At 57.3% G+C, this 14,445-nt stretch carries 13 protein-coding genes; 11 read left to right on the plus strand and 2 right to left on the minus strand.

Annotated features, from left to right (window positions below):
- Positions 1-40: 40 nt before the first annotated feature.
- A complete protein-coding gene (locus tag NCN05_RS03730; protein ID WP_250397042.1) occupies positions 41-1,006 on the plus strand; it encodes a glycosyltransferase family 2 protein in 966 nt (321 codons plus the stop codon).
- Here the strand turns inward: NCN05_RS03730 and NCN05_RS03735 are convergent.
- Both NCN05_RS03735 and NCN05_RS03740 read right to left on the minus strand, forming a co-directional pair.
- Positions 989-1,378: a GtrA family protein gene (locus NCN05_RS03735; protein WP_502988798.1), complete on the minus strand. Its 390-nt coding sequence runs from the start codon at positions 1,376-1,378 to the stop codon at positions 989-991. The two genes, NCN05_RS03730 and NCN05_RS03735, sit on opposite strands and share 18 nt — an antisense overlap.
- The gene (locus NCN05_RS03740; protein WP_250397043.1) at positions 1,378-2,133 is read right to left on the minus strand and encodes a 5'-methylthioadenosine/adenosylhomocysteine nucleosidase; all 756 of its coding nucleotides are present in this window, start codon (positions 2,131-2,133) and stop codon (positions 1,378-1,380) included. Before NCN05_RS03740 ends, NCN05_RS03735 begins: the two co-directional genes overlap by 1 nt.
- Before the next feature lie 77 nt (positions 2,134-2,210).
- On the opposite strand from NCN05_RS03740, the gene NCN05_RS03745 reads away from it, so the two are divergent.
- The 10 genes from NCN05_RS03745 (at position 2,211) to NCN05_RS03790 (ending at position 14,435) form a co-directional block, all read left to right on the plus strand.
- Entirely contained in the window at positions 2,211-2,654 is a 444-nt protein-coding gene (locus NCN05_RS03745; RefSeq protein WP_250397044.1) for a Tery_1686 family protein, read from the plus strand.
- 72 nt (positions 2,655-2,726) lie between these two features.
- Positions 2,727-3,440, plus strand: coding sequence for a biliverdin-producing heme oxygenase (locus NCN05_RS03750; RefSeq protein ID WP_250397045.1), 714 nt, complete (start codon positions 2,727-2,729; stop codon positions 3,438-3,440).
- A 16-nt stretch (positions 3,441-3,456) separates the two neighbouring features.
- Positions 3,457-4,503: a glycosyltransferase family 1 protein gene (locus NCN05_RS03755; RefSeq protein ID WP_250397107.1), complete on the plus strand. Its 1,047-nt coding sequence runs from the start codon at positions 3,457-3,459 to the stop codon at positions 4,501-4,503.
- Between the two features lie 52 nt (positions 4,504-4,555).
- Positions 4,556-6,391, plus strand: a complete 1,836-nt coding sequence (locus tag NCN05_RS03760) for an ABC transporter ATP-binding protein (RefSeq protein WP_250397046.1) — start codon at positions 4,556-4,558, stop codon at positions 6,389-6,391.
- A gap of 6 nt (positions 6,392-6,397) precedes the next feature.
- Entirely contained in the window at positions 6,398-8,608 is a 2,211-nt protein-coding gene (locus NCN05_RS03765) for a glycosyltransferase (RefSeq protein WP_250397047.1), read from the plus strand.
- Positions 8,608-9,744 (plus strand): glycosyltransferase, encoded by a 1,137-nt coding sequence (locus NCN05_RS03770; protein ID WP_250397048.1) that lies wholly within the window; start codon positions 8,608-8,610, stop codon positions 9,742-9,744. Before NCN05_RS03765 ends, NCN05_RS03770 begins: the two co-directional genes overlap by 1 nt.
- A 4-nt stretch (positions 9,745-9,748) precedes the next feature.
- A complete protein-coding gene (locus NCN05_RS03775; protein WP_250397049.1) occupies positions 9,749-11,044 on the plus strand; it encodes a glycosyltransferase in 1,296 nt (431 codons plus the stop codon).
- Complete coding sequence (locus NCN05_RS03780) at positions 11,041-12,210, plus strand: glycosyltransferase (RefSeq protein WP_250397050.1); 1,170 nt, start codon at positions 11,041-11,043, stop codon at positions 12,208-12,210. The genes NCN05_RS03775 and NCN05_RS03780 overlap by 4 nt, the downstream gene beginning before the upstream one ends.
- A 104-nt stretch (positions 12,211-12,314) precedes the next feature.
- On the plus strand, positions 12,315-13,445 hold the full coding sequence (locus tag NCN05_RS03785) for a sulfotransferase (RefSeq protein ID WP_250397051.1): 1,131 nt from the start codon (positions 12,315-12,317) through the stop codon (positions 13,443-13,445).
- Positions 13,446-13,628: 183 nt separating this feature from the next.
- Positions 13,629-14,435: a sulfotransferase gene (locus tag NCN05_RS03790; protein WP_250397052.1), complete on the plus strand. Its 807-nt coding sequence runs from the start codon at positions 13,629-13,631 to the stop codon at positions 14,433-14,435.
- Positions 14,436-14,445: the final 10 nt, after the last annotated feature.

Below are 14,445 nucleotides of genomic sequence, written 5' to 3' on the forward strand. Positions count from 1 at the left end.
CGGGAGCCTTACGGTTTCAAACAGTGCAGACCGCGCATTGATGGCCAGCGAGCAGGTGTGGGTGGTGGCGGCCTGCTTCAACGAAGAAGCTGTGATCACCCGCTTCATCGAGCGGGTTCTGGTTGTCCCTGGTGTGGACCATCTGGTGTTGATCGACGATGGCTCCAGGGATGCCACTGTTCAACAGATCCGCGATTTCCTGACACAGCGCCGCAGTCAGGGCCTGTTGGTTCCGGTGACCCTGCTGGAACTCACCCGCAACTTCGGCAAGGAGGCCGCCATGCTCGCGGGACTGGATCACGTGCGTGAACGCTGTGCTGCGGCTGTGCTGATCGACTCCGATCTTCAGCATCCGCCTGAGTTGATCGAGGCGATGGTGGCGGAATGGCGCGCTGGGGCTGAGGTGGTGTCGGCGGTGCGGGATGACCGTGATCAGGAGTCGCGTCTGAAGGTGCTGAGTGCCTCGTGGTTCTACCGGGTGTTCAACAAGATGGTGGATTCCATTCAGCTCCGGGAAGGGGCTGGTGATCAGTTGATTCTTCTTGACGCAGCCGCTGTGAAGGCGATCACGTCGATGCGCGAATCCAGTCGTTTTTTCAAAGGGCTCATGCCGTGGACTGGCTATCGAGCAGTCGCACTGCCCTACCAACGGGTCAAACGGGAAGCAGGGTCCACGTCCTGGAGTCCCCTCAAGTTGTTTGGTTATGCCATCGACGGAATTTTCTCGTTTTCAGTTCTGCCTCTCAGGGTCTGGACGGGGCTGGGTCTGATGGTTTCCAGTTTCAGTCTTCTCTATGCCTTCGTGATCGCGCTTCGCACACTTCTCTTTGGCAGGGATGTTCCTGGTTATGCCTCATTAATGGGGGCAGTTTTGTTCCTCGGCGGCATTCAACTGATCGGCATCGGCGTGTTGGGTGATTACATCGGTCGGATCTATATCGACGTCAAACGGCGGCCGCACTATTTCGTCCGAGCCGTGCATCAGGGATCAGAGTTGTTGCGCTGATGTCCATTCCTTCTGGTGGGCCTTGGCACTGAACCGGGCCGCTCGGCTCCAGATCACGGCATTCAGCAGCGTGGGTGTGAAAACCAGCATCAGGGTTGGGGCCTGGAGCAGCGGTAGGAGGGCGCATACGCTGAGGTTGGTCACGTACTGCAGCAACAGCCAGCGACGGGCGAACTGGCGTCCCCCCGTCTCTTTCCGGAACGTCAACAGGGAATGGCCGAAATAGCTCGCCACGGAGGCGGCCAGGAAGGCAATGGGGTTGGCCAGGCTCAGGCTCATCCACGGGCCCAGAAGCAGCAGCACGCTGATGTGAATAGCTGCGGCCGTGCCCCCCACCAGGCCATAGCGCAGCACGCGGTTCAGCAGGGGCATCATGCGCACTGTGGGGGCGTGTTGTTGCAGCGCTGCAGCAGGGCCTCAATCAGCCGCCAGGCCTTTTGTTCGTAGCGTTTGACGAAGTCTTCAAAGCTCTGGGCCGCCGTCTCATCGGCACCATCGGAAATCACTCGCAGCACCAGCCAGGGGACGCCCTCCTGCTCGGCCACCTGTGCGACGGCGGCGCCTTCCATCTCAACGGCCCGAAGGTCGGGCAGGGCATCCCGCAGCGATTGCAGCACCGCTGGATCGCCGATGAAACGATCTCCTGTGGCGATCAGACCGCTGCTGGGCCGAGCGAACCCGTCCAGATTGCCTGCGCTATGGGCCTCCAGCAGAGCGGTCTTGGCCCATTTGAACCAAGCCGGCTGCGGTTGGAGCCGGTCCTGCTTCAGTGCTGGCAGCGTGAAGCGTGGGAACAGGGGTCGGGCATCCATGTCGTGCTGCACCACGGCCTCGGCCAACACCACATCCCATTGACGCAGGGCTGGATCCGCAGCCCCGGCAACGCCGGTGAACACCAGCACATCGATGCTGGGATCACTCGCGAGCAGGCGCGTGGCGGCCCGTGCAGCGCTCACCTTGCCCCAGCCACTCCAGGCCAGGCTGAGGCGCACCGTGTCGTTCCACGATCCCCTGTGGATTCTCAGGTCGCCGTGGTCGCTGCAGCTCAGATCCTTGAGGTGGCTGAGATCCGAGCCGATCTCCTCCGGCATAGCGCCCAGCAAGCCGATATGCAGCGGTTGCGTCATGGTTTCGTGAACCTCGCGCAACCGTAACGGCGACCTCCTGCTTCTCCCTGCACACTGTGCGGAATCAGGAGGTTGCAGTGAACGCGGGCGAGTCGGTACACAGCGTGGCCCGGATGCGAGCACTGGCGTCCACGATCACCCTTGTTCGCCGTCAGTTTCCGGCTGCTCAGGCCAACCTCAGCCCCTGGCGGGACGACCCACAGACCCGACAGTGGAGTGAAACGGAATCACTCGACCTCTCCTTTCATTTCCCTGGTTGGAGTCCACGCCTGGAATGCCGCAGTTTGCTGATGCAGTTGCGGATCAGCGCGGAGCGGGGTGACGACAAGCTGCGCCTCCTGGGGGTGTTGATACGGGGCATGACCTACGACGGCGAACGCTGGCGCCTCGCCACTGTTGGTGAATGGTTGCCGGAAGGCCCCCACCTGCCTCAACAGCAGCAGGTGAAGCAGCTCCAGCAGATCTGTCGCGAGTTGTTCGAGCTCTTTGATGGCACCGTTGCGTCTGAACCAGCGGCGTAACCCTTCGCAACGCACAAAGCCGTCCTGCCTTGAACTCCTTTTAAGTTCGAAGTCAGGCCATTTCTCGCAATCATGTCTGTCGCCCTTGCTGCCCAGCTCCGGGAAGGCACGAAAAAGTCGCACACCATGGCGGAGAACACCGGCTTCGTGAGCTGCTTCCTGAAGGGAGTCGTTGATAAGGCCAGCTATCGCAAGCTGGTGGCTGATCTGTATTTCGTCTACTCCGCCATGGAGGAGGAGATCGGCAAGCTGACCGATCATCCGGTGGTGGGTCCGGTTGCCATGACCCAGCTGAACCGTCGTGAGGCACTCGAGCAAGACCTCACCTATTACTTCGGCGACAGCTGGAAGGACGACATCCAGCCCTCCCCCTCGGCAGCGGCCTACGTGGAGCGCATTCATGCCGTGGCCCAGGAGTCACCCGAGTTGTTGGTGGGTCACCACTACACCCGTTACCTCGGTGATCTTTCCGGTGGTCAGATCCTCAAGAACATTGCCCAGAAGGCAATGAACATGGAGGGTGATGCGGGCCTGCGCTTCTACGTTTTCGACGACATCGCCGATGAGAAAGCGTTCAAGACGTCCTATCGCTCGGCCATGGACACGCTGCCGATCGATCAGGCCATGGCCGATCGCATCGTTGAAGAAGCTAATCATGCCTTCCACCTGAACATGAACATGTTCAAGGAGCTGGAGGGAAACCTGGTCGCCGCCATTGGCAAGGTGCTGTTTGGTTTCCTCACCCGCCGTCAGCGGGCTGGCAGCACGGAGGCTGTTGCGGCCTGATTCGCTGTCTAAGTCGTTGGCCCCTGCGCTTGTCCGCTTTCTGGTTCCCGGCACCAGTGCCAGGTTCCGGTGTGGCGGACTCAGTGTCGAACAGCAGACGGCCCGACTGGTGGCGAACTTGTGCCCGACGGAACTCGTCACCTACCGCGAACGCTCACCCGACCATCCGTACCTGGAAGACTGCCTTCGCCTAGAGCCCCCAGATCCCAAGGTTCTCTGGGTGGTCAGCTGGGGCTTTGATGTGCCCGGTTTGATCCAACTGCTCAAAGGCCGTCGGGTTGCGTACCACGCCCACAGCAGCGAGTACGGCTTTGACTTGCCGCCAGGTGTTCCGGTGTTGGCCGTCAGCCGCAACACCTTGGGCTATTGGGGCAACAAAGCTCCCCGCAATCCGCTGCTCCTGGTTTCGAATGCCCTGGGCCAGGACTGGCTCGACCGTGGCGACCGTTCGATCGGCCAGCGTCGACCGATCGATGTGCTGGTGCAGGCCCGCAAGAGCAGCCCCTATGTGCTGAGGCAACTGGTGCCGGCCCTGCGAAAGACGGGTCTTGTGGTGGAGGTGCAGACGGGCTGGGTGGATGACCTGGTGCGTCTCTTCAATTGTTCCACCGTGTACCTCTACGACTCAGCGGAGTACTGGCGCGGGCGCGGCGTGACAGAGGGCTTTGGATTGCCCCCGCTGGAGGCGTTGGCCTGTGGATGCGTTGTGTTCAGCAGTCTGAATCACGCCCTGGCGGACTACGGCGACCCTGGTCACACCGTGCATCAGATCGGTTGTGGGCGGCTTGATTTCGATCTTGAGCGGATCCAGGCTGCTGTTGCATCCCCTTTGCGTTGGCGGCCCTCCAGCGATTATTTGGAGGACTTGCTTCACGAGTGTTCAGAAGCTGCGCTGCTCGAGCGCTGGCGCGATGCGTTCGCTCATCTGGATGCGTTGGAGGCAGTATCGGGGGCTTTTCTCAGTAGTTCTTCCACGTGGCGGTTGAAACTGCAGCATCTGCTCGATCGACTCCAGCGAGTGGTCAATCGGTTGCCCGGCTGGCCGAAACCCCTGCTGAAATGAGGGCGTTTGCGATTATTTCTAAGTGGGTATGGCTCGCAGTCGTTATCGCTGAATGATTAAGGCTCTACAGCGATCCATACAGAGTCAAACCTGGAAGGAGCTGCGATTTCTGCTCCGTGAGCTAGCGCCGGAAAGGCGGAGGTTTTTAGCCCTTGTGCTGCTTGCGTCGCTGTTGCAGGGATTGGTTGATATTTTATTGGTGGGTCTGTTAGCTCGCTTGGTGGGCTTGCTGGCTGGCGCCAAGCTCGGTGATCAGATCCCTGGTATTCGTTTTTTTGGTGGAGGCCTGCTGGATCAAGCAGGCTGGATTGTGGTCTTGTTGATTGCGGCCTACTGGTTGGCTTCTGGTATTCGCTTCGGGGTGGCCTTGCTTGAATCTTTGCTGACAGCGGAAATATGGTCGGACCTGGTGAATAAGGTTTATCGGAATTTAATGCTGCAGCGTTATGCGTTTTTTGTGCAAAATCGTAAGGCGTTGTTGTCTGAGCGGTTCAACCGAATTCTTTCACGTGTAACGGGAACAGTGATCACGCCGATGATCGCTATTTCGGCCAGTTTTGTGTCGGTCTCTGCACTGATTCTCGGAGTGGGATTGATGCTTGGTACGACATCCCTGCTGGTTTTTGTTTTGTTGTTTGTTGCCTATGCGGTCTCCTCGCGGATTATTACTCCTTACCTGAGGCTCGCTCTGCGTCAAAAGATCCGTTATTCAAGGCGCCTCAAATTAATTTTCTCGGAATCAATGAGGTCGATTAGAGATGTGCAGTTGTATTCTTCGCATGAGTATTTTGTTAGCCGATTCTCCAGCGCTGGGGTTCTGGCTAAGCGTAATGATCGACTTTCGAGTTTGTTGCCTACGGTTCCGCGATTTGTCATAGAGCCTGCTGGTATCACGATTTTGTTCGTGGTCGGTCTCGCTCCTGCGATTGCCTCCGGTGATGCTGATCGACTTCGCGAGGTGCTTCCAGAGTTGGCGACTGTTTTAGTGGTGCTTTTGCGTATTACATCTCCCTTGCAAACTGTTTTTCGCAATGTCAATAAACTGCGGGGCGGCCTTCCTGAAGTGAAAGATGCTTTGGAGTTGCTCAGGATGCGACCCAGTCGATTGTCTCTTCGTGACCCAGGAGTTCCCTCTTCAGAAGGCGTCATGCCGAATCGCTTGATAGAGCTCAATAATGTGAATTTTTCCTATCAAGGGAGTGATCGCCCCATTCTTGAGAATGTAAATCTTTCAATTCCTGTGGGTTCTAGGATTGCCCTTGTCGGTAGTACCGGCAGTGGGAAAACAACTATTGCCCATATTTTGCTGGGTCTTTACACGCCCTCGACGGGTGGTTTATTGCTTGATGGGGTCCCTGTTTCTGAGGAAGAAATGCCTGCATGGCAGGCCAATTGTGCTTTTGTTCCTCAGAACATTCGCCTGCTCGATGCAAGCGTTAGAGAAAATGTTGCTTTTTGCGAGGACCCTGAATTAATCGTTGATAACGAAGTCTGGGCTGCTTTGGAGGCTGCTCAGTTTTCTGAATTTGCAGCGCAGATGCCCTATGGCTTGTACACAATGTGCGGCGAAGATGGAATTAAGTTGTCTGGTGGTCAACGCCAGCGCTTGGCATTGGCGCGCGCCTTTTATCGAAAGGCCAAGCTGATGGTTTTGGATGAAGCAACCAGTGCTTTGGACAACAAAACTGAGCATGATGTAATGCAGGCGCTCGACTTAATTGGTCGACGATGCACAATGGTTGTAATCGCCCATAGACTTTCAACGGTGAAAAAGTGCGATCGTATTTTTGAGATCTCTCAAGGTCGTGTCGTTGCTTCAGGAAACTTTGAAACTCTTACGCAGCTCTCTCCAAGTTTCCGCGAGATGACCATGTTGGATGCGGTTTAGTTGGTCGTGGCCAACGTTGTTCTTTTGGCCACGTCGGACTGGGACCACCCGCTCTGGACCAACAAGCAGCATGTGGCTTGTGCGCTTGCAGAGCTGGGTCATCGCGTTCTTTATGTGGATTCCCTGGGGGTCCGCGGTCCCCGGGTTGATCGGTCCGATTCAGGCCGAATCCTGAGGAGATTGCGTCGTGGATTTCGTGGGCCGCGCAAGGTGAGGCCTGGGGTGTGGGTGCTGTCGCCTTTGGTGCTGCCAGGGCAAACCCGAGGCTGGGCCGGACTTCTCAACCGTTGGAGTCTCAATCTCAGCTTGTTGGTGGCCGATTTGGTGTTGGACCTGCGTCGCCCGTTGCTCTGGACATTTAATCCGCAAACTCGCGCTTATTTGAGCCTGAATCGGTTTCATGCCGCGGTGTATCTCTGTGTGGATCGCATTCAGGCGCAGCCTGGGATGCCTGCGCAGCCTCTGGAGGAGGCGGAGCATGATCTCTGCTCTTTGGTGAACGCGCTCTTCACCACCTCACCGGAACTGCAGGCCTCGCTCGGGCCTCTGAATGCCGGCAGCCATGGTTTTGGCAATGTGGCTGATGCGACCCATTTTGGTCAGGCCCTGCATGCTGGCCTGCCCCGACCAGCGGATTGGCCTGCCACCAAGGGGCCAGTGCTCATCTTCATCGGTGCGATCGATGCCTACAAGCTCGATCTCGACATGCTCGAGGCCTTGATGGAGCAAACCCCCCATTGGACCTACTTGTTCATCGGGCCGGTGGGGGAGACCGATCCCAGTACTGACGTCAGCACCTGGAAGCGCTTCCCCCACGTTCATCAGCTGGGTCCGCGGCCTTACGCCAGCCTCCCGGCTTATCTCGCCCATTCCGATGTGGCTTTGTTGCCGCTGCAGATCAACGACTACACCCGTCACATGTACCCGATGAAATTCTTCGAGTACCTGGCGGCCGGTCGCCCGGTGGTGGCCACGGCGATCCCCTCCTTGTGTGATCAGGGGGATGTGGCTCTGCTGTGTGAGCCGGAGGTGTCCGCGTTTGAAGCGGCGATTCAGCGAGCGTTGGCAGGAGAGGGGCCGTCCCTGGAGCGGCGGCTTGAGCGTGCCCAGCGGCATACCTATCGCACGCGCACTCAGTCGATGCTCGACTGCCTCAGTCAGCACGGCTTGATGCCGGAGAAGCCCTTGGCTCCCCAGGCTCCCCGCTACTTCCCGCTGTGCACTCAGCTGGGTCGACCCCACCTTTCAGCTCAGTTGCGCCTCGCTCTGGTGCGCGTGCTGGAGCGCCTGGGCCAACCGGCAAGGGCTGAACGCTGCCTGCGTCGCTGGCTTGTGTGGGAGCCGTTCAACATCACATTGCTGAATGATCTGGCCCGGCGTCGTTTCGCTCAGGGCGACCATCGTGACGGTCGACGCCTGATGGAACGGGTCTGGAAGGAAGACGGTGAAGCCGAAATCCTGCACCAACTGTTGTTCCGCCGCCGGTTTCTACCGGGCCGTTGCACCGATCAGTTGGCGATGTTGGATGAACTGGCCTCCAGCACGGTTTTGCCGATGCACCACGTCGGCTGCTGCCGGCGGCTGTACACCGATCGGGCCATTGATGCCAAGGATGTCGCGGCGTTACGCCGAGGTGTGGAAGAGCTGGGGGTGATCTTGGTGCAGCTTGAGTCCGATCCCGACACTTATCGCTGCCTCCAGCCCAAACGGAAGAACAGGGCCAAGCTTTTGTTCTCAGTGCACCTCACGCGTCTTCGTGCCTTGATGGCGTTGAAGGACACCGCTGCTTTGAATCGGGCCTCATGCGATCTGCTGGCTAGCGCCCGTCGCTACGACCCCTTCGCCATTGATCGCATCACCGCCATGTCCATGCCCCGCAGCGTCATGGGCTGTCTCACCATTGCCGCAGTGATGGCTTGGCATGCCGACGATTCCAGGCGTTTCGATGCCGTGGTCGATCAAATGGACCGTCTATGCAATGCCTTTCATGCCGCTCGTTTCGACGTGATGTTGGGGGAAACTCACGAAGACCATCGAGGTTTTGCCGAGGCTGTACTAGCCATGCTTCAGCCATGCCGCTGGCCTGCATCGGAACCCAGCGCGCGTCCGTCCACGTACCAAATGGTTGAACCTGTCCAGCTGGTGTTTTTCTCGGATCTGCGTCGGGAACGTGCCGCCAAAGCCGAGAGCTTTCTGCAATCGCTCGGGTCGCGCTGATGGCCGTGCTGCGGGTGGTGCTCATCATTGATTCGCTCAAGCTCGGTGGTGCGGAGCGGGTGTTGCTTCGCTGGGCCGGCTGGTGCCGTGAGGAAGGCCTGCAGGTGTTGGTAATCACGCGGCACGGTCCCCAGCGTGATGCCTATCCAGTTCCCGACGGGGTGGAACGCTGGGTGGAGCCTCGGCTATCGGCTCCCCTGGAGCGGTTGGGCTGGTTTGCTTTCCCCTGGCGGCTGTTGGCCTTGCGACAGCTGTTGCGTCGTTACCGCAGTGATGTGGTGGTGGGTGTGACCACCCTGCCTGCGGTGAAATTGCTGCTGGCAAGTGCCGGACTGCCGTTGCGCACCGTGGTCTCGGAACGCAACTACCCGCCGTCCAAGCCTCCGTCCCTGGTGTGGCGATGGTTGCGGCGCTTCACCTATCCCTGGGCCGATTTGCATCTGGTTCAGACCGTCCCCGCCGGTATCTGGCTGCGCGATCACTGCGCTGTAACGCGCCAGCGGTTGCTACCCAATCCGGTCAGTTGGCCGCTGCCGGACCGGGAGCCTGTGGTGTCGCCCGAGGACTGGTTGGCAGCCGATGATCCCTTGATCCTTGCGGCCGGAACGAAGTCGCATCAGAAGGGATTTGATCGTTTGATGCCGGTGTTTGCACAGCTGGGGCAGCGGTTTCCCAGCCTGCATTTGGCCTTGCTTGGACTCGCACCTGGTCGCTATCACGGCCGAGACCAACAGGCCGACTTGCGCCAGGCTCTCGGTGACAACTTTGACTTGCAGCAGCGGATGCTCTTGCCGGGCGTCAGCGGGAGCATGGCTCGTTGGTATTCGCGGGCCACGGTGTTCGTGCTGCCATCGCGCTATGAGGGCTTCCCCAATGTGTTGCTGGAGGCGATGGCGGCCGGTTGTGCCTGCATTGCCAGCGACTGCCTCACTGGGCCTTCAGATCTGATTCGCGATGGTGAGAACGGACTTCTTTTGCCGCCCCAAGCCACCACCGACGCCTGGGTGGACGCGATCGAAACGTTGCTGATGGATCCGGAGTACCGGAGCCGGTTGGGCGCTCGCGCTGCGACGGTGCGGGAGCGTTATGCCTCTGAACGCCTGCGCCGTGATTTTCTAGAGGCGTTGCGCCGGTAGCGCTATGGATGATCTCTGGGTTGTTCTGCCCCACATCGGCGCTGGCGGTGCCCAGAAAGTTGGTTTACTCGCCGCAGAGCATTTCGCGGCACAGGGGTTCAAGGTGCGGGTGCTCTCGCTACGCCATGGCCATCCGATTAAGCACGCGATCCCCGACGGTGTGGAGCTTTTGGATCTAGGGCCGGAGGATGAGGTCAGCCTTCATCCTTGGTTGCAGGATGGCTGGAACCGTTCGCTGATCGCGCGAGGACGTCGCTTCACCGTCGCGCAGTTGATCAAGCTCAGGCGGTTTTTGATGATGGTTGTGGTTTTAGGCGGCCTTCAGCTCACGTGGCGCTGGTGTGAACACAAGGTTCAACCTGGTTCTGATGCTTGGGTGACGCGCGTGCTCGCGTGGTGCATGCAAGGCATCGGTGGTCTGCGTTACCGACGTCTCCGGGAGCTGTTGCAGCAGCAGCGCCCGAAGCGTGTGTTGGCACTGCTCACCAAAACCAACATCCTTTGCGCGGCTGCGGTTTGGGACCTTCCCATTCATCTCGTCGTGTCTGAACGCAATGATCCGCGCCTTCAGCAACTCGATCGTCTCTGGAGTCGGTTGCGTTCCGTTTACTACCGCCGTGCCGATGTAGTGACGGCCAATACGGAGGGGGTTCTGGAGGCTCTCCAGGCGATGGGGCCTTGGCAATGCTTAGCTCTGTTGCCCAATCCCCTTCCTGGTGGTTTGAGTCTGCAGGATTCCAACCAGCCGAGCGACCATCAGCGGGAGGTGCTGGCGGTGGCTCGGCTGGTGCCGCAGAAGGGGCTGGATGTGCTGATCCGTGCCTTCGCATCTCTGCCGCCGTCGGTCCGCGATGGTTGGTGCGTCACCCTTGTGGGTGATGGGCCGGAGCGCCAAACCCTTGAAGATTTAGCAACCGATGCGGGGCTCAGGGATGTGATCCGTTTTGAGGGATTCCGCTCGGATCCGCTGGTGTTCATGCGCCGTGCGTCGATCTTTGCGCTTCCTTCGCGGTTTGAGGGCATGCCCAATGCACTTCTTGAGGCGATGGCGGCAGGGCTCCCCTCGGTGGTGAGTGATGCTTCACCCGGTCCGCTGGAGATGGTGAGTGATGGTCAGCAGGGGCTGGTGGTCCCCAGCGAGGATGTGATCGCTTTCGCTGCGGCGCTCCAGCGGCTGATGCTCGATGGGGATCTGCGCCATCGTTGCGGTGTCGCTGCAAGGGCAACGTTGCGGGCGCTCGACTGGGATGTGGTGGAGTCCCACTGGCGTTCGGTGCTGGCTTTGCCTGCGCAGCCATGAGCAATGTTCCCGCTGGTCGCAGCAACGGCCGTGAGCGGGTGCTGGTGCTGGCCCCCACAGCACGTGCGGCAAGTGAAACGTTCATTCGCGCCAATCTCAACGGGTTGTCATTGGACTTGACGGCCTACTTCGGCGATGACTTTCCCCTGCATGCGCCTTGGCGGTTGGCTTACAGCAGTGCCATTCTCCTGAGCAAATTATTCACTCGTTTGCATTGGCTGCGTCTGGCTGGCTTGCCTGCAGCCTGTGTGGCCTTTGCCCTGATCCGTCGCCATCAACCGGAGGTGGTGATGGTGGAGTTTGGCTTTGAAGCGGTGCGGGTGATGGAGGCCTGCGCCTGGTCGGGCATACCCCTGGTGGTGCATTTCCGTGGATCCGATGCTTCTGCACAGCATCGACTGGGGCTTCTTAAGAAGCGTTATCGACGTCTGCTGAGCCTGGCCTCCGGTGTGATCGTCAAATCCAGACCAATGGCCGACACCCTGTTAGCGCTGGGTGCACCGGCGGACCGCCTGCTGATCAGTCCTTCTGGCGCCAATGCGTCCTTGTTTCAGGGCAGCGCGCCGGCTACGGCACCCCCGGTCCTGTTGGCGGTGGGGCGTTTTGTAGCCAAGAAAGGACCTCTTGAAACCCTTCGAGCATTTGGCTTGCTCTGCCGTAATCCAGTGCTAGCTGCCTTCAAGCCCCAACTCTGGATGGTGGGTGACGGACCACTTTTGGCCTCAGCGCGATCGCTGGTGATTGAACTTGGCCTTCAGGAGAGGGTTCGTTTTTTGGGTGTTTGCTCTCAGGTTCGTGTGGCGGAACTGATGCGGCAGGTCCGAGGATTCGTACAGCATTCGAAGGTGGCTCCGGATGGTGATAGCGAGGGCAGTCCCGTGGCGGTGATGGAGGCTCAACTCAGTGGTTTGCCCGTCGTTGCGACGCGTCATGCGGGCATTCCTGAGGTGGTGCTGGAGAACCAGACAGGGTTGCTAGTGGATGAAGGGGATGAAAGCGCCATGGCACAGGCGATGAGCTTGCTGCTGTTGGATCCCGATCTGGCCTCACGTTTGGGAGACGGCGGGCGCCAGCGCATTAAGGAGCGGTTCACCATTGAGCATCACCTCAGGCAGGTTGAGCAGCTCCTACGTCAGGTCATCGACGACAGAGGCATGTCGTGCTGAGGATGTGTGATGAGGCCTTAAAACACCAACTGCTCCAGATGCGTGGCCTGGTTCAGGCTTGATCAGCTCGGTGTTGGGAAATCCTGCACCGCACAGATATCAAAGTGGAGGTATGGCTTCCAGTCCTGGATATCCGAGAGGACTTTAAAGTGCTTGCAGACAATAATTTTAAGTTTGGTGCCTTTTGCTGTATTGATGGGGGTGGCATCGGTTCAGCCATGGCTTGCAGGACGGCGATCTCTCTCTTTGGTGCTAACTACTCCTGCTACCTCTTGCCTAAAGGTCATGCGAGAGATGTTCAGCATTCGCAATGTCATCAAAAGCTTTGGTCCTTCTTTTCCGTAATTGCCTTTAAATTCCAATTGATGTCCTCGAATCTTCGCTCTCCTCAAAGGCCCACTGTGGTGTACATCACCAGTCGTGGGCACAGTGGTTCAACGCTTTTGTCTCTCTTGCTTGGAGGGCATTCTCGGGTTGTTAGCGGAGGAGAATTGAAAATGTTGATTAGTCCTGGTACTACAAGTAAATTGTGTGCTTGTCATCTACTGGCCCCAGATCAATGCCCCTTTTGGAGTGAGGTGCAGCGGCAGGTTATCGATTCTGTTGGTGTGCCATTGGATGGACTTGCATTAATGGAGGACGGCGATGATAAAACTTTCTCTCTGCATAATCAGGCTTTGTTCATGGCAATTGCTTCTGTCAGTGGCTGCTCGATTATTGTTGATTCGTCAAAATCTTTGATTCGGCTATCTCGACTTCTTCAAGCCAAAAGGAATGGATGTTGTATTGATGTGAAGCCTCTCCATCTTCATAGAGGGCCGCTGGGACTTGTCAATAGTGCTCGAAAGAAAGGTCATGCCTTGTTTCCTGCCGCTGCGAAGCACTCCAGAGAATTTTTTAGAACCCGTGATCTACTTAAAAATTATCCTTATATGTTTGTGAGTTATGAGATGCTTGCTCGCCGTACTCAATATTCGCTGCGAAGGGTGATGCGGTGGATCGGTTTGTCGGTTGATGCCTCTCAGTTTCAATGGCGGGAGGGAATCCGTAGAGATATCGGAGGCAATCGCATGCGCCGTGGTGGTTCATCTGTGATTAAGGTCGATCAAAGCTGGAGGCAGGATCTGTCTTGTTCTGAGGTGTTGAAGTTGACATTGCTCACTCTCCCAATCCGTTTGCGTTGGAAATGGCTGTACCGCAAGTTTCATGATCGAAAAATGAAATTCGGTTTGTGAGTCTTTGTTCCGAAAGTGGCTTATTGCGATTTCAGCGGAAGTTGATTCCTGGGTGTTGTATTAGTGGGTTTCGGGGCCTTGGTCTTGCGCAAAAATTTCACGCTGAAAACTATTCACCTTATTCCCGACTGGGTTCTATTTCATGCATGTTATTATAAACGTGATTTGTCGCTCAAGTCATAGATGACGTCCTGGAACCTCATTTATATCACTGGCAATGGTCATAGTGGATCAACGCTTCTGGATATGTTGATTGGTTCTCACTCTAAATGTGTAACTTTAGGGGAAATTCATCAGCTCACGCTCAAGGCCAAGGGAGTGTGTGCCTGTGGCGCTGCGAACTATAAAGAGTGCGATTTTTGGCGCGATGTTGATTATCGTCTTCAGTCTTCCGGTGGTCCTCAGTTGTCTGAATTGCATGTCGATTCTTCCCAAGAAAGTGAATTCAGGCGCAGCAACCATGCATTGCTATCTGTGCTTCAGGAGAAGACAAATGCTCGTTGGCTTGTTGATTCATCCAAGAAGTTAACGCGATTAAAGTGTTTGCTGTCTGATCCGTCAATTAATGTTTTGCCGATACATATTGTTCGCCGACCAGAGGGGGTTGTTTGCTCAAATATGGCGAAAGGGAGAAGCTTTTATCATTCTTTGCGTTCGTACTATTCTGGTCTTTGGTCGAGATATAAGTACCTGCGCCAGAAGCCTTGCCTTACTGTCTCTTATGAAGAGCTTTGTTCATTCCCAGAGCAGGTTATGACTCGGATTATGAGGCATTTGGGATTGGACTTTGAGTTGGAGCAGTTGGATTGGTCCAGTCATGATCATCATAATGTGAATGGGAATAAGCGCACACGTACAAGCCGTCAGTCTGCAATTCGTTTGGATGAGCGTTGGAGGAGCAAGCTCAACCCCTGGCAGCGTCTTGTTGTGAAGCTTGCTTCGCTCCACTTCGTAATTTGGCTTCGGCTTCAATATGGGATGAGGCCCTGATGATCTCTCT

It is taken from the genome of Synechococcus sp. MU1651, from assembly GCF_023630635.1.
Taxonomy (GTDB): domain Bacteria; phylum Cyanobacteriota; class Cyanobacteriia; order PCC-6307; family Cyanobiaceae; genus Parasynechococcus.

Coding starts and splice junctions, on each gene's coding strand:
- NCN05_RS03730 (WP_250397042.1), top strand. CDS start 41: ATGGCCAGCGAGCAGGTGTGGGTGGTGGCGGCCTGCTTCAACGAAGAA.
- NCN05_RS03735 (WP_502988798.1), bottom strand. CDS start 1,378: ATGCCCCTGCTGAACCGCGTGCTGCGCTATGGCCTGGTGGGGGGCACG.
- NCN05_RS03740 (WP_250397043.1), bottom strand. CDS start 2,133: ATGACGCAACCGCTGCATATCGGCTTGCTGGGCGCTATGCCGGAGGAG.
- NCN05_RS03750 (WP_250397045.1), top strand. CDS start 2,727: ATGTCTGTCGCCCTTGCTGCCCAGCTCCGGGAAGGCACGAAAAAGTCG.
- NCN05_RS03760 (WP_250397046.1), top strand. CDS start 4,556: ATGATTAAGGCTCTACAGCGATCCATACAGAGTCAAACCTGGAAGGAG.
- NCN05_RS03770 (WP_250397048.1), top strand. CDS start 8,608: ATGGCCGTGCTGCGGGTGGTGCTCATCATTGATTCGCTCAAGCTCGGT.
- NCN05_RS03775 (WP_250397049.1), top strand. CDS start 9,749: ATGGATGATCTCTGGGTTGTTCTGCCCCACATCGGCGCTGGCGGTGCC.
- NCN05_RS03780 (WP_250397050.1), top strand. CDS start 11,041: ATGAGCAATGTTCCCGCTGGTCGCAGCAACGGCCGTGAGCGGGTGCTG.
- NCN05_RS03790 (WP_250397052.1), top strand. CDS start 13,629: ATGACGTCCTGGAACCTCATTTATATCACTGGCAATGGTCATAGTGGA.